Raw genomic sequence first — 23,080 nt, 5'->3', positions numbered from 1 at the left:
TCTTTGGCACCTAAAGGCCGATTAGCCATTATTGCTGGAGGTGGAGAGTTACCTCATATCGGAATGTCGGAAGCACTTGGCGCCGGTGAGGATCCATTATTTCTTGGTCTGATTGAATCAGATTTTTCACCTAGAGAACATAGTGCACGTACGATTCCAGTCCACATCACCCAAGTGGGTAAAATTCTTAAAACGATCCAAAAAGAAAAGATCACTAGAATTTTAATGCTTGGGAAGGTACGTAAAGATCTCCTCTTTCAAAAATTAAAATTTGATCTCAAGGCCCTTGCTATCCTTGCCCGCACCATCAATAGAAATGACTATCCAATTTTTTTAGCCATTGCCGATGAATTCGAAGCAATGGGAGTAAAGGTTATCTCTCAAAAGATCTATTTACAATCCTTACTTCTACCAGAAGGCAGATACACTCCCAAAAAATTCAATTCCCAAGAATTAAAAGATATCGACTTTGGGATGTTCTATGCCGAAAAAATGGCCGATTTAGATATCGGACAAATGGTGGTAGTATGTGACGAGTCAGTAATTGCAGTAGAGGCTGTGGAAGGAACGGATGAAACCATCAAACGAGGTGGGGCCTATACCAAAAAAAAAGGCGATGCCGTTGTTTGTAAAAGTCCCAAAGCCAAACAAGACAATCGTTTTGACCTCCCTACCATTGGCATCCACACCTTTCAGGTAATGCTTGAGAGTGGATGTAAAACACTCTGTATTCGCGAAGGGGAAACCTTAGTGGTAGATCCCAAAGCAGTGATCGAATTTGCCACCAAACATAAACTAAACTTTTGTGTTGTCGGAAAAAGCGGAAGTAAAGGTCTCAATGGTAACCAAAAAAAAATCCCATCTACATGAGTCTGACAAAAATATCTTGGTCATCGCTGGTGAACATTCTGGCGATTTACTAGGATCCGATCTTTTACACGAATTGTCAGTTCTCGAACCTGAATACAAATTCTATGGAATTGGTGGGGAAGGAATGATGGATCAAGGTCTCGATTCTTTAGAAGAATTGGAGAACTTAAGTGTCATCGGATTTTCTGAAGCTATCAAAAAATATAGTTATTTGAAGAAAGTTTTTTATAGAGTGTTAAAAGAAACCACACTTAGACCAACAAAACTTGCCATTTTAATTGATTATCCAGGTTTTAACTTACGTTTGGCGAAAGAATTAAAAGAGCGAGGAATCCCCACTGTATTTTATGTTTCGCCTCAAATCTGGGCATGGAAATTCAATCGGATTTTTTTTATCAAAGAACAGATTGCGTTGATGCTTACCCTCTTCCGATTTGAAGAAGAAATTTATACTGAATACGGCGTGAATGCTAAGTTTGTGGGTCATCCCATCACCAAACGAATTCCAGAAAAACTAAAAAAAGAACCAGTCATCACAGAGAAACTTCCGGATTCCCACCACGGTTATACCGTTGGACTTCTTCCTGGTTCTAGAAAGGGTGAAATCCATAGGTTAATTGATCCTATACTTGGAACGGCTGCACTCCTCCACGAACAATGTAAATTAGAGAAAAAGAAAATTGTTTTTCTTCTTCCGAATATCAACGCCAAAGAAGAATCATTTCTTTTAGAAAAAATCAATTCCCTAAAACAAATCCATCCCGACATCCAAATCCATTATATTTGGAATGCATCACTTCGAGTGATGGAAACAAGTGACCTACTCCTCATTGCCTCCGGGACAGCAACCCTAGAGGGACTATATTTTGAAACTCCAATGGTAATTCTATATAAAGTAAGTTTATTTACTTATTTTTTGGGATCTTTACTGATGAAATCCAAGTTCATTGGTCTTGCGAATATATTATCTGGCGAGGAAGTCTGCCGAGAAATCACCCAAAACGAATGCCAACCTAAATATATTTTTCAGGAGGCATGGAAGATACTTTCCAATTCAAAACTCAGGAATAAAATCAAAGGGATTTTGCGGGATGCCAAAGAAAGAGAACTAGGAACTACCAATGCTTCCAAAAAGGCAGCAAAGGAAATCCAATCACTCCTTAGATCCCTTCCGAATTAATCGAACCACACGATTTTCCCAAGTTCCAATCCAGGACTTGGGCTTCAAATCTGAATACAAAAAATATCCTTTGATGGTCTCTTCATCACTTGGTCTTATGCGAATTCCCACAGAATCCAATTCTATGCTCAGTTCTTTTGTTCCATTCCAAAGAACCTTGTTTTCTTCAGGTAATATATTTAATGAATAAGTTTGATTTTCCCATTCCAAAGACCACTCACCACCAAACGCAGGTAATTTGGCAATCTCAGGGGCAATATCCGCAGGATTTTTAGATTCCTTACACTGATAAATAAAAAATAAAACGAGAAAAAGATTAACAAAAACTATTTGATAACGCATTTATTTTCCTCTTCAGTAAAACTAAAACTTCCTCTAGACTCCCCGACAAGTCCATAAGTTGTAATGGCATAGTTTCCATTTTTATTATTTCCATATCCTTTCAGATCCAAAGAATCGCTAGAAATAACTAAATTGGAAATATAATCCATATCCGAATATCGACTTAAATCAAATTCCATTTGGAATGGTTTTTTCAAAGGATCTAAATTCATTTCTAATTTGGAAACCAAATCCGCCTCTTTTAATTGAACTCCATATAATTTCAAAAAATAAGATGTTCGTGCATCCTTATGTAAACTATAATAATCACTTCCAATGCTATTAAAACTATAATCTAAACCAACATGGGTTGGCCTAAGTTCGGTACCACATAAATTCATCCACGGTTCAGACCAAGGGTATTCATTCAAATACAAACTAAAACCAAAGTTAGGTGTTTTACTAGCAAAATAAGAGATCATTGAAACCTTCGAACCAGTATTACCAAGGTTCCAATTTAGATTCATCCTACCATCCTTAACCACAAGGTTACCTTTCGATTCGCCAAGAGATTGTGAACCTCCAAACGGAAAAAAATTGGAAATCTGAATTCCAAAATCTAAGTTCATTGATTCCAAAAAGTATTTATAAACCTTTTTTTGATAAAAATACTCTTCTGGAATCAACTTCTCTTGGCGTTCCCTGATTTCTTCTAAGGTCTCCTTTTTCCAATCCTCATATAAAGGTTTCCATTCACTTCCAGTTAAGTCAGGTGTTTGAAAATTGAGTTTAGTTTTGGAAGTCATAGGATAATAAAAAGATCCATCGGCTTTTTTCGAACGACTCCATACACTTAGCCCAAGGCCAGAAAGATGTGAAGGTTTCCCAAAAAGTAACGAATCAAAATTAAAACTCCATTCGTTTCCCTGGTTAAGTTTCAAAGACAGAGATCCTTTCTCTAATTGTAAAAGTTTCGAATCCCATTGAATTTCTGATCCTAAAATTTCTCCTCGAAGTTGGAACCATTTGTTTTTGTCTCCAGATTCCAAAAGATCTAAATTTCCTTTTAAAACTCCAGACAAAGGAAGAGTAAAATTACCCGACAAATCGGATATTCTTTCTGCTATATTTTCAATGGATTCAATTTGGAATTCAAAATGACGTTCTAAAAGTGGCTCCTTGGCATTTTCAGTTTTTACCGAAGTTTTGATTCGGAAGTCTGTTCCTAAAAATTCCCTTTCTTCTTTGTTTGGAGTGAATAAAAATACTTCACGAAATCTAAATCCATCCAGTATGTAATTTTCAAAAAAGGGAATGGGTATAAAGGAATTTTCGAATTCAACATCTCCACTCGCAGTTAACCCAGAAACGGAATCTCGAAATATCTTGCCTTCGCCAGAAATGACTGCTGAATGTACATTGGAACCGAATAAATAATTGGTTAGGATGATGGCTTCTTCCGATGGGTAGTTTTTCCATTTAAACTCAAATTGGAAATCATCTAAACTTGTTTCTGAAAATTCACCTTCACCCTTAATGCGAGTTGTATTAGGAATCCAAAACCAACCATTGTTATAGGTAAGAAATAGTTTTTTATTCTTTCGTTTTAAAACAATATCCCAACCTTCTTTCCAATCCACCAATGTGGAATCATTTTGTTTGACGGTAAGCCTAGCATCATGAAATCGAATGTCTTTTAGTTTGCTCTTTTGAGCATATTCAATGAGTTGGTTTCGTAAACTCACATTCTCATTTAAAACCAAATGTGGACTATAAAAATCAATTTGTTCGACTGTAGGAGATTTCTTAAAATAACTCGAGAGTCGAAAGGTAACTTTTTTTACCTTCAACATATGGTCGTTAAAGGAAAAGTCTTCTTCATTGGAAACCACGAGATCTTCAATGATAAGCCCTTCGCGGAGAGAAAAATCTAATACTCCAATATCAACCGCTTTGCCAAGTTCTTTGTTGATGGTGTAAGTAACTACTTTCCTAAGTTGGACAAGGGGAATGCGATAGTTACGGAGGTAATACTCCAAACCATAATAACCAAGTAGAAAAACAAAAAAGATGAAACCTAGAGCTAAAAATGAAAATAGAACCCGCTTGTTTTCACGGATTCTATTAAGTAGGTTTATCAAGGTTTGCCTATAAACAAATAGGCGTTGGAAAGAGAAGATACGTTCCAAAAGAACTTAGAGTTTGCCCTCCGGCTGCAACACTTCCAAACATTCTTTCTGAATGGACTTCAGAGTTTCGTTGTTTGGAAATTCTTCCAACCCTAAATTGGCAACTTGCAATCCTTTTTGGTAAAATCCTGTATTCTTATACTCAAAACCCATTTTTAAATACGTTTTCGCAGCTGTTTCAAAATAGAATTCGTCCTTCTTTTGGTTCCCTTTGGTATAGGTTTTGGTAAGGGTTGCGAGCGCAGGATAATATTCCCGTTCCGCCACAAGGGATTGTACCACTAGTTTTTTTCGCTCCATCAGGTTTGTGTTTTTGTCCAAACGTTCTGATTGGTTTAAAAATTGAATGGCTTTAGAATATTCGTTTTTTCCGACATAGGCTTTTCCCATAGTGAGATTCCACTCAGAGAGTTGCACCGGGTTGGACTTGGCCTGGTTCACTTGGTTCAGAGTAGAAATAGTCTCATCATATTTTCCTAAATCGAGCAAAAGTTTTCCTTTGCGGATAATTAGTTTGTCTCGGGATTCGTCAGATAGAGAGAGGGATTTGAGATCAGCATCGATAGATTCGATTTGGGCCATATGGGACCCGGTATTTACTTTGGAAACTCCTAGTTTTTGGTTTCCTTGATTTGATGCACAATTTCCAAATGCCACTACCAACGCCAAAATTAGGGTTAGTGGGAGAATCGATTTCATTAGCCTACCTTTAGTTTGTCTAATTCCTCTAAGAAATTCTTAGTTTCTGTGTCTCTATCCTTTGTTTCCATTGGGAAAAAAAGAACAGCGTCCTGAGACAGCTCATTTAAAAACCGAGAGGGGGCACTCTCGATTTGCTCCCCAAATTTGCGTCTTGTACGAGCCGAAGTCAAGTACAATTTTCGCCTTGGGCGAGTCATACCCACGTAGAGAAGCCGTCTTTCTTCATCGACTACTTCCCCTTCTTCTTCTATAACACGTGAGTTCGGTAAAATTCCCTCTTCTAGGCCCACTAAAAAAACTAAATCGTATTCCAGCCCTTTGGACTGGTGCATGGTCAAAAGTTGCACTCGACGATCTTCTTCATCTTCTTTAGGTTCATCTTCCATGAGGAGAACAAGCCTTTGTAAAAAGTCAAAAATCGTTGCCTTGCCCTCACGGCCCTCTTCGTCTTCAAAAAAGGACAACATGTTCACAAGTTCACTTAAATTGTAGATCCGGGCTTTGATCACCTTCTCCTCCGTCTCTTCTAGGGAAATTTCCCTCTCAAAACCAATTTGGGTGATCATTTCCCGAAGCACCGGGGCCAATTTCGGTGACATCGCAAACTTCTTTTTAAAAGCATCTACCATTTCTACAAATTGGTAGATTTCTTGTCTGACCTTAGCTTTTATTTCGGGTAAATAGTCAGGACTCTCAATCATTTTATGAAAGATTTCATAAAGAGAAAGTTTGTGGGTAAACGCTTCCTCTTGGAGTTTTTGCATGGTACCAGGACCAATTCCCCTTTTGGGGTAGTTGATGATACGAAGGAGCGAATAATCATCCTTGGGATTGGCGACATAGCGCAGGTAAGATATACAATCTCTAATTTCTTTCCGATCAAAGAAATTATAACCGCCCACAACTTTGTAAGGAATACTTCGGTTTCGAAGTTCCTCTTCAAATGGCCGGGATTGGAAGTTGGTGCGAAAGAGAATGGCAATTTCCTTTCCCTTAAATTCATTTTTGATGAGCAAGGTTTGGATCCTCCCTGCTACAAAAATCGCTTCTTCCCTTTCATCAGCAGTTTCATAATATTCCACGCGTTCTGCGGAAGGGATTCGGCTATATAAAGTTTTTTCCTTACGACCTTTGTTGTTTTGGATGAGGGAGTTTGCGGCTTGGATGATGAGTGATGTAGACCTGTAATTTTCCAGAAGCCTCACTACTTTTGCATGAGGGAATTCCCTTTCAAAATTAAGGATGAGTTGGACATTGGAACCGCGAAAGGCATAAATACTTTGGTCGTCATCTCCTACCACACAAAGGTTGTCACTTTTCCCGCGAAATAAAGATAAAAACTCATATTGGAGTTGGTTTGTATCTTGGAATTCATCCACAAGATAGTATTCGTGTTTTCTTTGGTAATAGGCTGCAATTTCAGGAAATTCGGCTAACAGGCGTTTGGGAAGAAGAATCAAATCATCAAAATCAATGGCGTTTTTTTCTTTTAATCCCTCTTCATACATCGAAAAGACTTCTGCGGCCACAAGGTCAAACTCACCGGTAAGCCCATTGTCCTTTGGATGCACTTGGGTATTTTTAGCATAAGAAATGCGGCGAAGGATTTCTTTCGGTGGCACTTTTTTTGGATCGAGTCGTTTGGACTTCAATAGGTCAGAAACAAAGGCTTCTTGGTCTGTTCCATTGAATAATAAAAAAGTTTCGTTATAACCTAGTTTGGTAATATGTTCTTTTAAAATCTTTAAACCTAACGAATGAAAGGTGGAAAGTGTGATTCCTTTGAGTTTTTCTCGGGGAACCATTTTCCTAAGGCGTTCTGCCATCTCTTTGGCACTTTTATTGGTAAAAGAAAGGGCCACAATTTTACCAGCAGGGATTTTTACACCCTCCACCATATGGGCAATCCGGTTGGTGATGACCCTGGTTTTTCCAGATCCAGCTCCTGCAAAGACCAGAAGGGGACCTTGGATGGTAGAAACTGCTTCCATTTGTGCCGCATTTAATTTCATAAGGAGACCGGTAAGGGACATAATCCAAGGAAATCCGATCCGGTCGAGTGAAAAACGGCTGTTCTTTATTACTTAGGAGCAGTTTCCTTCCACGATTTGTTTTGGCCATGAAAGTTTAGAAAACCAGCAAAAATAGGGTCCTCTTCTACTGGTAAAACAGAGCGGAAACGAATCCAATCGAGAGTTGTATACAAAGCAATTTCAGAAAGTCCTACTTTGCCATCAGTAAAGAAAAAATTACCATTTAACTCTTGTTTGATATAATTCAAAATAGAACTGATTCTAAGGGCATTTTTAGTTAAATATGGTGCGGCATCCGGTTTGATTCCTTCTTTGTTCAAATAAAAGATAAGAATGGCATTATCCAAAGCTTGGTCAATGGCCGTCTGTAAATTAGCTTCCCGGTAGTGATGAGGACCCGCTTTTGGTCTAAAATTGCCTGACCCTTTGGTTTCAAAAAGATAATCGATGATGGTGTGGCTATCCCAAATTTTTACATCGTCAATTTCTACATAGGGAACTTTCCAAAGGGGATTTTTGTCTCGGAGTTCCTTTTGGCCTGCTTCTGTCATCGTATCAACTAAGGTAAAGGGAATTCCCATTTCCGAACAAATAAAACGAATCCTTCTTACGAAAGGTGAAGTAATGCTACCATATAATTTCATAAGTAGATAGTTTTATCTATGCTTCCATCCTTCAAGATTAAGTTTTTTTATAATTCCAAAAAATAAGGGAAATCTCAATACAGTTTGTAGAAAGTAAAAATCTAATTTCTAAGGTATAAAAGTGAAAGAAAGAAAAAACTGGAAAGACCTCTACCGCACTCCTATTTATACTCTAGCAAGTTTTGATATCCAACTCCCCCGTTCCGTGGAAGAAAAAACCTATTATGTATTAAAATCAAACAACTGGGTCAATGTGGTTCCTATCACCAAAACGGGAGAAATTTTACTCATCAAACAATACAGACATGGAATCGGAGAAGATAGTTTGGAAATTCCAGGAGGAATTGTAGACGAAGACGGACCTGGTTCCGAACTTATTTCTGCCCAGAGAGAACTAAGAGAAGAAACAGGATATGCCACTGATCAGGCAAAATACAAATTACTCGCAAAGTTTTCTGGTAATCCAGCTATGTTTACTAACTGGTCCTATTCCTATGTTGCCTACGATGTTGAGCCAATTCATGAAGTTGAGTTGGATGAAGGAGAAGATATCGAAATTGTTTTAAAAAAACCTGAGGAAGTAAAACGCCTGTTAATTGATGGAACCATTCACCATCCGCAAATGGCAGCAGCGCTTGGAATCTATTTTTTACAATCCCAGTGATAACCTAACGATTGTAGAGTTTTTTGCTAGAGAACCTTCGGAGATTCACATTCATTCTTTAGCGAATTCTAAAAAATAAACCCAACTATTCTTTAGAAAAATCCCCAAGATTTTCGAAATCGCTGGAAATTTTAAGATAAGTTTGAGACTGTATATATATGAGAAAGTTCATCGCAAATTCAATCTTAGTACTTATCATAATGTTTAGCACCGTTTCGCTTTTTGCGGAAAGTGGAGAAACACTAGAACCGATCACCATTACGGTCCAAAAGGGTGAAACACTCTCTCTGATTTCAGAAAGACATTTATCCGACCCAAAACGCTGGCCTGAACTTTTAAAACACAATAAAATACCAAATCCTGACCTAATCAAACCAGGCCTCACTCTAGTGGTTCCCGTTTTTCTCCGTAAAGCGGTAGTTGGTGTCACCGAGTTTGTAATGGGTCAAGTGGAATGGAATGGAACTGGTGGAAAAGGACCTTGGGTTCCATTGAAACTCGGACAAGAACTCCACCCTAATGACCAAATCAAAACGACGGGAAAAGGAAAAACCGATGTCCAGATCAATAATGTGGGTATGGTTAGAATTTTAAACAATAGCCATTTTGAAATAAAGGGGGAAGAAAAAAAAGGTGGGCCAATCGCAGTAGCCTTATTCAAAGGAAGTTTAGATGCTAAAGTAACTAAATCAAATCCACCTACCACCGAACACAAGTTCAATATCGTAAGCCCCTCTTCCACTGCAGGTGTACGTGGTACAGAGTTTCGTGTTGAATTAGATGATAAACTAAGTTCCACAATTTCCTGTTTCGAGGGCGTGGTTGATGTAGCTGCACAAGGAAAAACTGTCGAGTTGAAACAGGGTATGGCAACTTTTGTTGAAAAAGGAAAATCTCCCGTGCAACCTTATAAAATTCCAGAAGCACCTCGCCTAAAAGAAGAATAGAAGGAATATGAATCGGAATTTATTACTCATCCTAGGAATTGTTTTTTTAACATTTAGTTCTCTTGTTTCCAAACCAACAAGAGAACTTCGCATTGTGATCGATGCAGAGGCAGATGCAAATTTTGAACTAGAACTTTGGCAAGAAAAACCAAATGAATCTGGTGATACAATTGCACCGAAACCTCCAGAATCCATTCTGTTTAAAGGAAACCGAATCACGGTAACCCCAAAAGATAATTTTGAATACTTTCGTGTTCGTAGGTTAGGTGAATATGGTGCGAAAGGATTTTGGACTCAAGTTTATTCTACAAACGTCGATCCAGGTTCCCCACTCTCTGTTCCCAAAGAATTCGTAGCTAAGAAGACTTTTGTACCCCAAGCGGAACCCAAAAAAGTAGTATCGGTTGTCTCAACAGATAGTTTCATTATCGTAAAAGAAAAGGAAGAGTCTGTAAGGTACTTAACAAAGAACCAATTGACACTTAATCCTTCTGATGATGCTTCTGGTATTGCAGAGGTTCGATACAAACTAGGGAATTCACATTGGAATTCTGCAAAAACTTTAACATCGATTCCCGTTCAAGAAGAAGGTAATTACAAATTTCTTTATTTTTCACTGGACCAAGCGGGAAATAAAGAACCGATGCAAGTTTTGGATTTTATTAAAGATGTTTCCCCGCCAGAAACTAAAATGGAATGGGTAGGTCCAAATTCCTTAGGAAAAGGAAAAAATCTGTATATATCGCAAGAAACTAAGATAAAACTGACAACGAAGGATCGTTTGAGTGGACCAAAAGACATACTAGTAGCTTACACTTGTCAGTCGGGAACTCAAACTGAGTTTAAACCTTACAATGCAGAAATATCTATTTTCGATTTAAAGTCAGTTTGTAAGGGATCCTTTCAACTTTTTTACTATGCAGTTGACCGAGTGGGAAATGAAGAAGCGGTTAAAACTTTAAATTTTCAATTAGGTAGTGAATCGAATTAAAAGATTCTATGATTGTGTATTGCCCCAAATTTAAGGCATAGAAACATTGGCCTAAGAGATGAAGAAAAACCTTTCTTTGGCCATTTTCAAACACCGCGATTTTCGTTTTTTTATAGTGGCCAGGTTCTTTATGGTCCTTGCGATCAATATCCAAGCCACTATTGTTGGTTGGCAAGTTTATGAACTTACTGGAAGTGTTTTAGACTTAGGTCTTGTTGGTCTTTTTGAAGCGATTCCCTCCATTGTAGTTTCACTCTATGCTGGACATTTAGCGGATCTTAGAGATCGTCGCAATATCATTGTTATCTGTTTATTCTTTTTACTTCTCTGCTCTTTGACCTTATTTGCTTTTACAGGCCCACTCGGGTTTTTACTTGTTCAATACAAAGCCTATCCGATCTTTTTAGTGATTTTAGTTTCTGGAATTGCTAGAGGTTTTATTTCACCGGCAATTTTTAGTTTTGTGACACAACTTGTTCCCAGAGAACATTACCCTCACTCGGCTGCTTGGATGGGAACTTCTTTCCAAGCTGGTGCGGTCATTGGCCCGGCACTTGGTGGGATTGTTTATGGAAGTTTGGGAATGCAAGCGGCATATGCACTGGATTCATTTTGTATCGGACTTCCCTTTTTACTTTTTTTCTGGATAACAAAACGAAGCCTTCCGGAACGAAAAGAAAAAGAAGCTTTAAAAGATAGCCTACTCAAAGGTCTTCGTTTTGTATTAAAAAACGAAATTATGTTAGGTGCAATGGCACTAGATATGTTTGCTGTTCTTTTTGGAGGAGCTGTGGCTCTTTTGCCAGTATATGCAAAAGACATTCTTTTTGTTGGTTCGGAAGGACTCGGATACTTACGAGCAGCTCCCTCTCTCGGTGCACTTCTAATGGCATACTATCTCACATACAAACCACCTCTAGAAAAATCGGGCAGGGTTTTATTACTTTGTGTCTTTGGATTTGGAATTTGTATGTTGGTATTTGGACTTTCCGAATCCTTTTTACTCTCACTATTTGCCTTATTTCTATCGGGAGTTTTTGATAGTGTTTCCGTTGTGGTACGTTCTACCATTATGCAAACCATGACTCCAGAAGATATGAGGGGACGGGTAAGTGCCATTAATAAGGTATTTATTGGATCTTCGAATGAAATTGGAGCCTTTGAATCCGGACTTTCTGCAAAAATCCTAGGCCCTGTAGGATCAGTGGTTTTTGGAGCTACCATGACCCTACTGATTGTATTTTTTACCTTTCGGTTCTCTCCTAAGCTAAAAGAATTAGAACTGAAAAACTGGGTCTAAAAGTGCTTGGAAAATCTCTTTTCTGGGGAATACTGGACAAGCCATGTCAGACTTGATCCATGATTCCAAAATCCCTGCCGATAAAAAACACACTCTTATACTTCTCATACAAACGATGTTAAACGACGTGAATAAACAAATCACGCATTTAGGTATCAATAACTATATGAAACTACAAGATGAAATTGCAAAGATTCTTGTTCCAGTCATAGAAGACAAAATGGAATAACTTCCTAACCGCTGGAACAAATTGGTGATATTTTGCCCAAGGTTTTCAGTCGATTTTTTATAAAGATCATCCATTCAGGCGGATTCGTTTTCTCTTTTACCTGACAAAACGAAATTCTGCGATTTTCTGTCTGGATCCAAATCCATAAATTTTTTCCCTTCCAAAAGTCTGTATTTCCAAACACTATTGCATTAGAATCCAAAACAAAATTCTCTTTAGGACGAGTCCCATCCCAAAGAGATAACGACAGAACCTTTTCGCCATTAGAAAGACTTACCTTAGTTCCTAAAAAATGATTTTGGAAACGAAGTTGTAAATTCTCACCCTCACTCTCCTCCCAAATCGGATCGATTTTGCTATAAGAATATTCATACCGATTTCCAAGTTTTGAACGAACCTGACCGACTAGTCCCAAGGTTTGTTTATATGCCATCGCAAGTGCATTCGAATTGGTATCAAAAATTCCATCCTGATTAAAAAGAATATTTGTTTGAAATAGAGAATTTTCAAACTGACCTACGGAATACATACGTAATGTATTACTGTTTCCATTTGGATCTTCAGAATTTTCTATCGATTTAGAAAGTGGATTGGCCTCCCATAATACTCTTTTCCATTCTCCGAGGAATTCTTCTATGACGGAAGGGTGATCCATTTTTACAAAGATTTCTTTATTTTTATCCCTTGCAGAAACTGAATAGTTATAAGAACCAGTGAAAACAATCCTGTCATCAATAATCATTGTTTTGTGATGTAAAAGCCCTCCTAAATAACGATCATTTTTATAAACAAAATCAACATTTCCATCTTCATATATTTGAGATGGAAATTCTAAGTTTTGACTAAGGTAAACTCCTTCCGGATTAGAACTCATAGGCATATTATAAATTCCTTCTACACGCACTCCCCTTTTACTTGCTTCTAATATTTTTAAACTAAGGATAGGATCATAATGAGAATATATTAAATATTTAATTGAATGCTTTGCTGATGCGACTGCATCGATTAACTCTTGTTGGATTTCCAAACCCGCTTCAGGGGAAACCCAATACACTAAACTACCAATTTTAAAATTACCGCCTGGGTTTTTACCAAGAAGTGTAGAATGAATCTCTGCAATTTCTTCTAAGGAAATGTTTTGGGTCCAAAACACATTGTGATCCGTATACAATCCATGTGTGGTATAGTTCCCAGTGCCTGCAAAAAAACGTAATCCGTCAAAAATCCAAATCTTTGTATGATGGATCCCAGATCCAGACCATCTTTTGATTTCGAGGCCAAATGATAATAATTCAGAATAATCTTCTTCTTTATCTCCATAGAGTTGAATTTCCACACCCAACCTTTTTTTCAAATATAGTTCGGTAAGGATTTCATAATCATCGATCGAATATAAATACGCATGGATCGAAACTTTTGCTTTGCGAATTTCCGAAATTAAAGCGTCTTTTACTATCCTCTTTTTTTCTTCTGCCACATTCCGACCCGGGTAGGAAAAGTATAACTCTGAAATAGGAGAAGTTGGAAAAAGTAACCAAGAAAGATCCATTTTTTGTTTAGGCTTATGACAAAATAGAAAAAACAAAAAAGTTAATATAAGTATAATTCGAATATGAATCTTCATATTTCCAACCTCCCAAACACATATCCAAAATTTGATTTGATGCCAATGGATTCTGGTAAAAAAACCTGAGAGAAACCTATTCCAAGTTCAAAAGAAGATATTTCTTTTAAAGAAAGTTCAAAAAGTCCCTCTCCGATATAAAACACTTCAAAATCTCTTTTATGAAAACTAATCCTTCCATCCGAAGAACCACCAACCTTGTAAGGTAAAAAGTAGGAACCTACCATTTTTGCAACAAACTGATGATAGGTGAATTGTAAAACAAGTTCGCTCAAATATCCGAAACACTTTCCGTTTCTCAATGCAATGTTTTTTTCATAGCCAGATTCAGTTACCGCAGCTGAAGGAAAAATCTGGAAAATTTGAGAAATATAAGGAGTTTGTCCAGGATGTGCCCCTAATGACACATAACCTTCGCGAATGATTTGGTTTTTAGAATTTCTTTCTTCTCTGTCAGATAAAAAATGAGAACTCCTCACCAAAACATCACCGAACTGAAGTTCGGCCCCCCATTGAATGGCCTCCCCTGAAATTGGAATGGATCCTGGTGAATTTGCTATTTTGGAATTCGTTCTGTCATTACCCTTCGCCCATAAAAAATCAAATTTCAGTTCCAATATATACAAATCCCAACCCAAACCCAAGTTTCCATTTACTAGTGAATCACCATCTGCCCCTGAATTTTTTGTTTCTCTTGGACTGTCTTTTACGTGCCTTCCCCAACTTCCTAATTCAATATACTGAATTCCCAATCGCAGGTTTAAATTATCTCCATACACAAACCCAAAGGAATGTCGGCGATGGTGGCTTTGTTTGTATTCCTTTGGCTCTAAGTCTTCCCAAGGACCAGTTTTTCCCTTATTAGAATAGGAAAGAAGAGAATGAAACCTATCTTTCTGAAATATCAAAGATCCCGAATACTGGTCCCAAAGAAAAAACTGTAAGGTCAAATTTGTTTGAGGTTGGAATTCTAAAAATACTCCATCTCCACAATCAAAACTTGTTTGAAAACTCTGAGGCCGAAACTTATGTTCCCGGCGACCTACCCCGAAAAGAAATTTAGAAGTTTCAAACCCAATATAATTGTTTTTCCCTAAATAAAAAGGTTTTAATCCAGTTTCCTTTCCTGTTGTCAATTGGATGTCTAAATCCCAAACTACTTGTTCTCTTTTGTTTTTATCTTTAAGACCAACAAACATTGATTTGCCTGAAATTCTGTTTAAATAAGAGACATTTTGAAAATCTAAACCAATTGGGGTTGTTTGAAAATCCCAACCGGGAGTATGATTCTTTTTGTTACTGACAGTTTCTTTTAAAAATAATTCATAACCTAGTATCCCAACCTCTACTCCAACTCCGTATTTTGGAGTATTTACAACTAACAAATAGAAAACGAAAAAAATACAAACCGGAGATTGATTCAAAATTCCTCACGGTATATTTCAAAGTCCTCTGCGGACATTCCGTTAGAGCCAAATTTTAGCCAAAGAAACTCACCGGTAACTACTGTGATACGAAAGGGAGAAAAACTTTCTTTATGACCGAATGAAGAAACTAACTTAGAACTTTGTTCTATTTTTTTTCTGATTTGGATGGATTCCCCTGAAGCAATTCCGTTTCCAATGGTTTGAGTTGTTTTGACTGTAAGAAGTAAGTCCGAATCTTTTTGGAAAATAGGGAAAAACCAATCTTTACCGTCAGGATCCACAATCCAGGCACAATGTCCTGGGTTCAAAATGGTTGTGTTTAGCATAAAAGTTTTACCGCCATTTACGGAAGGATTAAGATTTGGAAACCTAGATTGATACGAGACGAGATCATCTGTGCTCGTTTCGTCTTCCACTAGATAGAAACTCAAATCTTCAGTATTTGCAGAACGGTTACATAGATAGATCCACTCGTTTTGTGAATCTTTAGGATTAGGAAAAATGGCTTCAATTTGAACTGGTCCCTTTCGTTCTAAAAAACTTTTGGCTTGAATTAGCGAAGGATCGGTAAAATAAGAATAAAGTTGTTCTTCTGGTGAAAATGGAAACGGTCCTTGTGAATTTACCGAATATGTATTTGTTCCTGATGATATTAAGGTGAGAGGGATGGACCCATTTCCATTCCCTAACTTTAGTTCTGTTTGGTGACTAAGAGAAAAGTTGGTAAGATAATTGAATTCACCTTCGCCCTTTCTAATTTCCAAACTGCGATGTTTGGAACTACCTGGGCTTCTAAAGTCAGATAAACAATGATTAGAAGGAGTCATAGACCTGGAAAAAAGAATGGGACTAGGCTCTGGATGTAAGGAACGTGTCCCTCCGATTGTCCATTCCTTAATTGACATTGGCTCCCAAGAAAAGGCAACCGACTCATCCTTCTCCTTGCTCAAGTAACGAAGGGAATAGAAATTCTCGGAAAAAAATCCATCGGGCAATTGGTAAAAATCCTCTCCATTACATGTGGAAGGAAAAGTTGCCAAGGTTTGAAACCGAGTTCCAATGGGTTTCCAAAATTGATAGGTATTACCATTTTCTCTTTGGAATGAAACCAAGCCCTCTTCAAAACCTGTAAATCCAAAATCTAAAAAGGGAGATTGGTTCGGGTTATATTCGAGTAAATCCGTATATATATTTTCCGCCAAACTATTGTTTACGGAACCGGGACTGATTTGAAATCCATAAGGTAAAAAATTAAGTGAGGACCCCGTCCTAACATGGGGATACTGCGTACCAAAAGCATCGAGTTGAATGGAGAATCTGTTTTGCGATTGAAACCTAAGTAAATGATAAAGCGATATACTAGGAATAAAAGAAACTTGTTCTTTCTCTTTTCGATTTTCCCAACGGAAACTGGGAATTTGAAAAACAACTTTCGGGATAGAAAATGGTTTTTCCTTTTCTAATAGATTCCAACCAGACCATAGTTTTCTTGTGATAAGAAATACAGCTCCTTTCTCCAAAATCCATTCATCCGCTGACAAGGGATAAACGGTATTTTCAAAAATCCATTGGAGCGAGGATCCATCACAGGTATCTCCAGTATTTTGGAATTCAAAATACGCAGGTAATGGCAGTTGGGAATCAAAATGGTTTCCTGGATAAAATTCAGTGATTTGGATTTGGTCGGCAAGGCAACCTGCTGGACTACCTTCTTTGATTTTTTTTTCCAATCGGTTGGGGAGTCCCGGATTTCCACAAAACCGATCCTTAGAATTCCAAAACTTATATTGGTTTCGACAAGAGATGGGATTTGTTTGGTTAGAAAAAAAATCATACCCTTGGCGAAAGTAGAATTCAGAATCTTGGTATTCAGAATTTCCCCAACGAACAGACATTTGTGTTCCTAAATCGGTAAGGAATTCTTTGGGAATGGGTATGCTAAAAAATCCAGTTTCATCGGAAAAAACTGTTGTTGCCCTAGGTAAAATTAATTTGGTTCGTTTGGAAAAAAGATCAGAAGAAAAGGTTTTACGAACTCCCTCCTTTTCCAGATCCAAAGAATCTGAACTAGGACAGATCACAAATTCATTCGGGTTTTCCCATTCTAAAAATCTTTGGAAAGAAGACTCGGAGTGTCGAAAAAGCTCGGATACTTTCGGTTCTCCCGGAACACACTCTCGGAACCACTTATCATTTTGTGTTTGGATTTGGTCTGTAATTTCATTTAAATCGGGACAAGGAAAATCAAAGGAAAGAACTGGTAGTTGGTTTAGAGTTCCGTCGATACTTGGTTTAAAAAAGACAACCTCACATACATCTTTGGTTCTTTGTAAAAATAATGGATGAGGTACAGCGAATGTCTGATAGGTGGTAAGACCACTGGACCAAATTTGGGTTTCCCATTCTAAAAGAAATCCTTCTTTATCAGATTCTTTTTTCCATTTTCCATATTCCGTGAGTAAAGCATTTCCCCCTTTTCCTTTCCAATTCCAAGAAAGATATTCGTTTGGTCCTTCTGCTAGTAAGGAAAAACCTTGTTTCCACCTGTTTGCACCCTCTTCATCGGTTTTCCAACAAATCCGAAATTTTGCACCTAACTCTCGTAAATATAAGGATATGGGAAGGGAATAAAGGCAAAAAACACCTGAATCGAAATGAGTATAACTAGTGTTTTCAATTAAGTTTCCTTCCTCTTCTGCAATTCCATATTGAAACTCAAATTTTGGTGATTCACTGTAACCATCACCATAAAGCAAAAAGGGAGATTTTTCTTTATTTTGACAAAAACCAAGAAAAAAAATTAGAAAGATTATACCTAGTTTTTTCATCTCCCACCTCAAACGCTTTAGGTGAGAAAGTGAAACTTATGGTTCTATTTTTTTTAAGTTTCTTATACCTGAATATATTTTTTCTGCAAGGACAGGACCAATTCCCGGAACCTCTTTAAGTTCCCCTATCGTTGCATCGGTTACTTTCTTTTTGGCTTGGAAATAGGATAATATACTTTTTCGGCGACTGGCACCAATATCAGGTAAATCATCCAAAATAGTTTTTAATGCTTTTTTCTTTCTTTGAACCCTTTGGAAGGTAACTCCAAACCGGTGGGCCTCATCTCGTAAATTACGAAGAAGGCGCATCATAGGAGAATGAATGTCAAAGCTGTAAGGATGTTTTTCCCCTGGAAAATAAATTTCCTCTCTTTTTTTAGCAAGGCCTACCATTGGAATATGACCGAGCTCCAGGGCATTTGCCGCTTCCGCAGCGCGAGATAATTGTGTTAGTCCTCCGTCGATGACAATAAGATCGGGGAGAGGTTCTTCTTCATTCACCAAGTGACTAAGCCTTCGTGCAATGACTTCATGGATCATCCCAGGATCATTGATCCCTTCATATCCACGCATTTTATAATGTCTATAACCTGCCTTATACGGTTTTCCATCCACAAACATCACACCACTTGCCACCGGGGAAGAACCTTGGAAATGAGAAATATCGTAACATTCGATTGTTCTTGGTAAAACTGGTAAATTTAATTTTTCTTGCAATTCTTTCATCGCCACTGATTGGTCACGTAGTTTGGTTGCAAGAATTCTTTCGGTCAAACTAAGATCGGCATTTTTTTCTGCCAAACGAAGGAGTGATTTTTTAGGACCCATTTCTGGAAATTTAAGTTTGATCGAAGTTCCAAATTTTTCAGTGATGGCTTCCAAAAACACATCATAGTTACCTTTCGCAGAAGGAGGCAAAAAAACAATACTTGGAAGTAAAGTGGCGTTTAAATAATAATCACGTAAAAAAGAAGCAAACACTTCGTCGTCATCGGAAAAGGAAAGTCCCTTGAGAGGAAAAGATTTTTTGCCTTCCAACCTTCCCCCTCGCACTTCAAGGATAATCATTTGACCTTCATCATCCCTTTTGCTAATTCCAAGAATATCTTCGTCTCCTCCATCCATACTAACAACAGTTTGTTTTTCCCTAATTTGGATAATTTTTTCAATGCGAGTTTTTAGAAATCCAGCACGTTCATATTCCATTTTTTCGGAGGCTTGGATCATCGCCGTTTTTAATCCAGAAACCAATCGTTCCTTTTTTCCCTCTAAAAAACTAAGAATCTCATCAACTAACTCAGAATAGGTTTCCTTGGAAATATTTCCTTGGCAGGGACCAAGACAACGCCCCATATGAAAGTTAAGACAAGGCCTTTGTGGTTTTGCCAGAGGGAGTTTTAATTTTGTTTTGCGAATTGGAAAGATTCTATGAATCAATTCCAGGCTGTCCCTAGCCGCTTTGACATCGGTAAATGGACCAAAATACCTGTCCCCATTGTCTTTGACCTTTCTTGTCAAAAATACCATAGGAAAATCTTCACTTGTGGAAACACAAAGGAAGGGATATTTTTTATCGTCCTTTAACCTAACATTAAACTTGGGATTGTATTTTTTAATGAGGGTTGCTTCAAGGAGTAATGCTTCCTTTTCTGTACTTGTAGCAATCCAATCCAAATCATAGAGTTCCACATAGAGGGCTCTTGTCTTTCGGTCTTTTTGGTTGGGATTTAGATAAGACCTGACTCGCGACTGGAGTTTTAGAGCCTTCCCTACATATATCACTTCCCCACCTACATTTTTCCAAAGATAACATCCGGGAAGACTCCCTAAGTTTTTAATCTTTTCCTGGATTGTTTTTAGAACTAGTGAGTCTTTCATATTGGTTTTTAGCGGGAATTTTACGTTTACAATTCTTAGACGATTTGTATCCCTAGGGTATGGATATGCGTAAATTGATCAAATTTATAATTTTTGGTCTAGAGGGTTTTAATTACGGAATCGGCTTTCCCACTCTGCTTGTTTATATTTACTTTTTCACAGAATGGTCGGGAGAAGAATTTCAAACTATTCTAATTTCAGCATTCATTTCTGTCTTTTTTATTGTAGTTTACGCTATTTCCTTCTACTGGATTCGTTTTGCTTCCATCAGTAGAATCGGGAAACCTGAGTGCACCAAACGGGACCAAATCAAAGCCTATTTTTGGTTAGACCATTTGGCAAAGGTCGCCATGTTAGATGTGATTATCCGATATGCGATAGGATTTTTCTTTGTCATTGGAACTTTGTATTTTTATCTTCACTCAAAAAACTTTGTTCTTATGAGTGAAATGGCGATTGGCCTCTGCCTCACACTTGCTTTCACAGTCATCTTCCAATCCATTTTCATAGATTATGTAGAAAACAAATTTAATATCAAAGGAATCTTACTTTCCATTCGCCTTGACCATAACAAAAGAATCAATACGAGGAAACTTTCCAGAAATTTAGGTTTTCAAACCGTTCTTTCTTTTTTCGCTGCTATCCTAGTTTTATTTATCATCAATTACCGATTAAATTTCAAACAAGAATTGGATTTGGTTCATACTGGAATGGAACAATCGGTAATGGATTCAGAATCTTTGATGCGAGTTACCTTAGTAGATTTTCGCGATCGGCTTACACTATCTATCTTTGCAGAAAACAAATTAAAAGACCAAATGGTTCGCAAAAACCAAGATGGAATTCGAGCCGTACTCAATGAAATCCAATTAAAAAGCACAAATCATGCTGTAGAAGCGCTCTTTTTTTACAAACCGGAAGAAGGCATTTTTGTATCCACAAATGAATACGATCGTTCCAAAACAGGTTCCATTTTTTTTATTGAAGATGTCGCCTTGGCAAAACAAGGCCCAGTTCGACATACAAGCATTCGTTCACGGATTTCTGGTGATATCGTTTCTCCTTATACACTGCCTGTGTATCAAAATGACCAATTTTTAGGTTATGTGGGTGGGTTCTTAAATATTGGAAAACTTTCAAGTTTTATATTAGGAAATATTAAAATTGGAACCTCTGGCAAAGTTGGTTTTTTTGATGGCGATGGAACCATTGTCTATTATACAAATAAAAAAGATATTGGAACTAATGCAAAAGCTAGATTAGTATTTGATATCCCATTCCAAAAAGAAGAAGCACTTGGTTTTGCTGATTCCACAGAAGATGGAACTCTAAAAAGAATTTTTTATGTAAAAAACCCTGAATTTAATTATATTATTTTTTGTATTTTTGAAAATGCAGAGTTGTATGAGAAAACAATGGCAAGTCTTTTCACTACACTTGGAATTTCCATTGTAGTTGTCCTTCTTATCGGAATTATTACAGTTCTAGTTATCGAATCCAAACTTAAACCTCTAGAAAGAATTAGAGTGCGAATTGCAGAAATGGTAAAAGGAAATTTACAATCCGATTTTTATGACTCAAGCAGAGATGAAATCGGTAGTATGGCAAATGCTATGTTTGATTTTCAAACTAAGTTACGACAAATTGTTAACCAAACACAAACTGTTTCCAATGAGCTGACCAATACAAGTTCCGATATTTATGAATCCATGTTATCCCTTTCTGATGCAGCCCAAAACCAGGCGGCAAGTAGCGAAGAAATATCGGCCTCCGTCGAGGAAATTACAGCCGGAATTGAAAGTGTGGCCCAAAGAACTGAAACTCAATCATTTACCTTAGCTTCCCTAATGAAAAAAATGACGGAGTTAAACAGTGCAGTCTCCGAAATTGACAAAAAATTTCAAATAGCCGATGTTCGCGTAGAAGAAATTACTAACGATGCTAAGTTAGGTGAAAAATCACTGGGAGAAATGAAACTCTCTATGGATAAAATTTTCCAGTCTTCTTCGGAGATGATAAATGTAGTAGAAATTATACACAATATTTCAGAACAAATCAACTTACTCGCATTAAACGCGGCTATTGAAGCTGCGAGAGCAGGCGCTAGTGGACGAGGATTTGCTGTGGTTGCTGACGAAATTTCAAAACTTGCTGATAAAACTGCTAAATCCATTTACGATATAGAAGAACTCATCAAACAGAATGAAGGTGAGATCAAACAAGGCCAAGAAAAAATTGACAGGTCCATTGGAATTTTAAGTGAAACCATTTCTGGTGTTAATTCCATTAACCAAATGACAAAAGAGATTCGTACAGTTGTCAGAAAACAAATTGATACTAACGAGGAAGTGAACGAAGGTGTTACCCAAATTCGCGAACTTTCTGAAATGATCAAAGAAGCCACAGATGAACAGAAAATGGCAATGCTCGAAATTTCCAGATCTATGGCAGAAATCAATAACCATGCGCAGACCACTGCCATGTCCAGTGAAGGAACTAAATCCAGTTCACAAAACATGAACCAACTTTCAGAAAGTCTACGAAAAGAGATCAACTATTTCCATGTCTAAACCAAAAAACAAAGTTCCCTTCAAAACAAGACTACTCGCATTTGCCATTCCTCTTGTTGTAGGCCTTGTCTCTGCTATTGTCTTTAAATACTATGTAATCACTCCCGTCCACATTCCAAACCAGTTTATGGAACCCACATTAAAAAATGGATCCACTGCTTATTTTTATCGATGGTTTCGTGCCAAACAATTGGGGATTGGTGATGTGGTTCTAGTGCATTCTCCTCTTGACCCAAACTCGGTTCTCATTGCAAGGATCGTTGGCAAACCTGGAGATATCATCTACGTCCAAAAGAGAATGGTATTTCGCAATGGAACTCTTCTCGATCCTGCCAGTTTTCCTGAATCTTCCTCAAACGATATCCCGATGATCCCTCCCGGTAAAACAGAATCGGATGATATGCCAAAAGTAACCGTTCCCGAAAAATCTTTTTTCCTTCTAGCTGACAATCGCGAACTCGGAGTGGACTCAAGAACCTTGGGTGTAGTCCAAGAAAGTCAAGTCATTGCTACCTTATGGTAAAAAATGCTCTTTGGTTTCCCTATTCGCAAAAACAATGGAAATTCACAATTTCTTATGGGTTCTACCTAAACTGAACCCTTAAAATGAGTGACAGAGACCCCGAACTCGAAATTCTGTAATTAAAAAATCGTTTCATCTCTAGATACGAGCCTTTTAGGAG

Annotated in this window: 18 protein-coding genes; 9 read left to right on the top strand and 9 right to left on the bottom strand. The window is 37.6% G+C overall.

Features of this window, described 5'->3' with window-relative positions; translation table 11 throughout:
• Positions 1–3: 3 nt before the first annotated feature.
• Together EHQ31_RS01290 and lpxB are read left to right on the top strand one after the other, a co-directional pair.
• Entirely contained in the window at positions 4–870 is an 867-nt protein-coding gene (locus EHQ31_RS01290) for an LpxI family protein (protein WP_135568864.1), read from the top strand.
• Entirely contained in the window at positions 839–2,050 is a 1,212-nt protein-coding gene (gene lpxB, locus EHQ31_RS01285) for a lipid-A-disaccharide synthase (RefSeq protein WP_135568859.1), read from the top strand. The genes EHQ31_RS01290 and lpxB overlap by 32 nt, the downstream gene beginning before the upstream one ends.
• Here the strand turns inward: lpxB and EHQ31_RS01280 are convergent.
• The 5 genes from EHQ31_RS01280 to EHQ31_RS01260 form a co-directional block, all read right to left on the bottom strand.
• Positions 2,024–2,392: a hypothetical protein gene (locus EHQ31_RS01280; RefSeq protein ID WP_135568854.1), complete on the bottom strand. Its 369-nt coding sequence runs from the start codon at positions 2,390–2,392 to the stop codon at positions 2,024–2,026. The two genes, lpxB and EHQ31_RS01280, sit on opposite strands and share 27 nt — an antisense overlap.
• Positions 2,377–4,560 carry an LIC_12586 family protein gene (locus EHQ31_RS01275; protein WP_208652704.1) on the bottom strand — a complete coding sequence of 728 codons (2,184 nt, stop codon included), beginning with the start codon at positions 4,558–4,560 and terminating at the stop codon, positions 2,377–2,379. The genes EHQ31_RS01280 and EHQ31_RS01275 overlap by 16 nt, the downstream gene beginning before the upstream one ends.
• Positions 4,561–4,566: 6 nt before the next feature.
• On the bottom strand, positions 4,567–5,259 hold the full coding sequence (locus tag EHQ31_RS01270) for an LIC12587 family lipoprotein (RefSeq protein ID WP_135568852.1): 693 nt from the start codon (positions 5,257–5,259) through the stop codon (positions 4,567–4,569).
• Complete coding sequence (locus EHQ31_RS01265) at positions 5,259–7,274, bottom strand: ATP-dependent helicase (protein ID WP_208652724.1); 2,016 nt, start codon at positions 7,272–7,274, stop codon at positions 5,259–5,261. Before EHQ31_RS01265 ends, EHQ31_RS01270 begins: the two co-directional genes overlap by 1 nt.
• Before the next feature lie 68 nt (positions 7,275–7,342).
• Entirely contained in the window at positions 7,343–7,939 is a 597-nt protein-coding gene (locus tag EHQ31_RS01260) for a glutathione S-transferase family protein (RefSeq protein WP_135568844.1), read from the bottom strand.
• Between the two features lie 121 nt (positions 7,940–8,060).
• On the opposite strand from EHQ31_RS01260, the gene EHQ31_RS01255 reads away from it, so the two are divergent.
• From EHQ31_RS01255 to EHQ31_RS01235, 5 genes are all read left to right on the top strand, one after another.
• Positions 8,061–8,603, top strand: a complete 543-nt coding sequence (locus EHQ31_RS01255) for an NUDIX hydrolase (protein ID WP_135568839.1) — start codon at positions 8,061–8,063, stop codon at positions 8,601–8,603.
• A 158-nt stretch (positions 8,604–8,761) separates the two neighbouring features.
• Positions 8,762–9,550, top strand: a complete 789-nt coding sequence (locus tag EHQ31_RS01250) for a FecR family protein (protein ID WP_135568837.1) — start codon at positions 8,762–8,764, stop codon at positions 9,548–9,550.
• 7 nt (positions 9,551–9,557) lie between these two features.
• Positions 9,558–10,541 (top strand): LBF_2017 N-terminal domain-containing protein, encoded by a 984-nt coding sequence (locus EHQ31_RS01245; RefSeq protein WP_135568834.1) that lies wholly within the window; start codon positions 9,558–9,560, stop codon positions 10,539–10,541.
• 58 nt (positions 10,542–10,599) lie between these two features.
• The gene (locus EHQ31_RS01240; RefSeq protein WP_135568831.1) at positions 10,600–11,841 is read left to right on the top strand and encodes an MFS transporter; all 1,242 of its coding nucleotides are present in this window, start codon (positions 10,600–10,602) and stop codon (positions 11,839–11,841) included.
• A 43-nt stretch (positions 11,842–11,884) separates the two neighbouring features.
• Positions 11,885–12,070, top strand: coding sequence for a hypothetical protein (locus EHQ31_RS01235; protein WP_004783670.1), 186 nt, complete (start codon positions 11,885–11,887; stop codon positions 12,068–12,070).
• A gap of 4 nt (positions 12,071–12,074) precedes the next feature.
• Here the strand turns inward: EHQ31_RS01235 and EHQ31_RS01230 are convergent, their stop codons facing one another.
• From EHQ31_RS01230 to uvrC, 4 genes are read right to left on the bottom strand one after another with little or no spacing between them, the layout of a single operon-like run.
• Complete coding sequence (locus tag EHQ31_RS01230) at positions 12,075–13,694, bottom strand: phospholipase D-like domain-containing protein (protein ID WP_135568828.1); 1,620 nt, start codon at positions 13,692–13,694, stop codon at positions 12,075–12,077.
• Positions 13,691–15,097, bottom strand: a complete 1,407-nt coding sequence (locus EHQ31_RS01225; protein ID WP_420844101.1) for an LA_2168 family protein — start codon at positions 15,095–15,097, stop codon at positions 13,691–13,693. The genes EHQ31_RS01230 and EHQ31_RS01225 overlap by 4 nt, the downstream gene beginning before the upstream one ends.
• 17 nt (positions 15,098–15,114) lie before the next feature.
• The gene (locus EHQ31_RS01220; RefSeq protein ID WP_135568821.1) at positions 15,115–17,949 is read right to left on the bottom strand and encodes an LIC11755 family lipoprotein; all 2,835 of its coding nucleotides are present in this window, start codon (positions 17,947–17,949) and stop codon (positions 15,115–15,117) included.
• Positions 17,950–17,985: 36 nt separating this feature from the next.
• Positions 17,986–19,827 carry an excinuclease ABC subunit UvrC gene (gene uvrC, locus EHQ31_RS01215; protein ID WP_135568818.1) on the bottom strand — a complete coding sequence of 614 codons (1,842 nt, stop codon included), beginning with the start codon at positions 19,825–19,827 and terminating at the stop codon, positions 17,986–17,988.
• A gap of 65 nt (positions 19,828–19,892) precedes the next feature.
• Between uvrC and EHQ31_RS01210 the strand changes: the two genes are divergently transcribed.
• Both EHQ31_RS01210 and lepB read left to right on the top strand, forming a co-directional pair.
• Positions 19,893–22,397, top strand: a complete 2,505-nt coding sequence (locus EHQ31_RS01210) for a methyl-accepting chemotaxis protein (protein ID WP_135568816.1) — start codon at positions 19,893–19,895, stop codon at positions 22,395–22,397.
• Positions 22,390–22,920: a signal peptidase I gene (lepB, locus tag EHQ31_RS01205; protein WP_135568813.1), complete on the top strand. Its 531-nt coding sequence runs from the start codon at positions 22,390–22,392 to the stop codon at positions 22,918–22,920. Before EHQ31_RS01210 ends, lepB begins: the two co-directional genes overlap by 8 nt.
• Positions 22,921–23,080: the final 160 nt, after the last annotated feature.

The sequence above is a fragment of the Leptospira montravelensis genome (assembly GCF_004770045.1).
GTDB lineage: Bacteria > Spirochaetota > Leptospiria > Leptospirales > Leptospiraceae > Leptospira_A > Leptospira_A montravelensis.
Note: the sequence above shows the minus strand (reverse complement) of the source record. Positions and strands in the feature narration are given on the sequence as shown.

What these genes read in the sequence shown, in the direction of transcription:
- lpxB (WP_135568859.1), top strand. Translation starts at nt 839, where the DNA reads ATGGTAACCAAAAAAAAATCCCATCTACATGAGTCTGACAAAAATATC.
- EHQ31_RS01280 (WP_135568854.1), bottom strand. Translation starts at nt 2,392, where the DNA reads ATGCGTTATCAAATAGTTTTTGTTAATCTTTTTCTCGTTTTATTTTTT.
- EHQ31_RS01270 (WP_135568852.1), bottom strand. Translation starts at nt 5,259, where the DNA reads ATGAAATCGATTCTCCCACTAACCCTAATTTTGGCGTTGGTAGTGGCA.
- EHQ31_RS01265 (WP_208652724.1), bottom strand. Translation starts at nt 7,274, where the DNA reads ATGAAATTAAATGCGGCACAAATGGAAGCAGTTTCTACCATCCAAGGT.
- EHQ31_RS01260 (WP_135568844.1), bottom strand. Translation starts at nt 7,939, where the DNA reads ATGAAATTATATGGTAGCATTACTTCACCTTTCGTAAGAAGGATTCGT.
- EHQ31_RS01250 (WP_135568837.1), top strand. Translation starts at nt 8,762, where the DNA reads ATGAGAAAGTTCATCGCAAATTCAATCTTAGTACTTATCATAATGTTT.
- EHQ31_RS01245 (WP_135568834.1), top strand. Translation starts at nt 9,558, where the DNA reads ATGAATCGGAATTTATTACTCATCCTAGGAATTGTTTTTTTAACATTT.
- EHQ31_RS01240 (WP_135568831.1), top strand. Translation starts at nt 10,600, where the DNA reads ATGAAGAAAAACCTTTCTTTGGCCATTTTCAAACACCGCGATTTTCGT.
- EHQ31_RS01235 (WP_004783670.1), top strand. Translation starts at nt 11,885, where the DNA reads ATGTCAGACTTGATCCATGATTCCAAAATCCCTGCCGATAAAAAACAC.
- EHQ31_RS01230 (WP_135568828.1), bottom strand. Translation starts at nt 13,694, where the DNA reads ATGAAGATTCATATTCGAATTATACTTATATTAACTTTTTTGTTTTTT.
- EHQ31_RS01220 (WP_135568821.1), bottom strand. Translation starts at nt 17,949, where the DNA reads ATGAAAAAACTAGGTATAATCTTTCTAATTTTTTTTCTTGGTTTTTGT.
- uvrC (WP_135568818.1), bottom strand. Translation starts at nt 19,827, where the DNA reads ATGAAAGACTCACTAGTTCTAAAAACAATCCAGGAAAAGATTAAAAAC.
- EHQ31_RS01210 (WP_135568816.1), top strand. Translation starts at nt 19,893, where the DNA reads ATGCGTAAATTGATCAAATTTATAATTTTTGGTCTAGAGGGTTTTAAT.
- lepB (WP_135568813.1), top strand. Translation starts at nt 22,390, where the DNA reads ATGTCTAAACCAAAAAACAAAGTTCCCTTCAAAACAAGACTACTCGCA.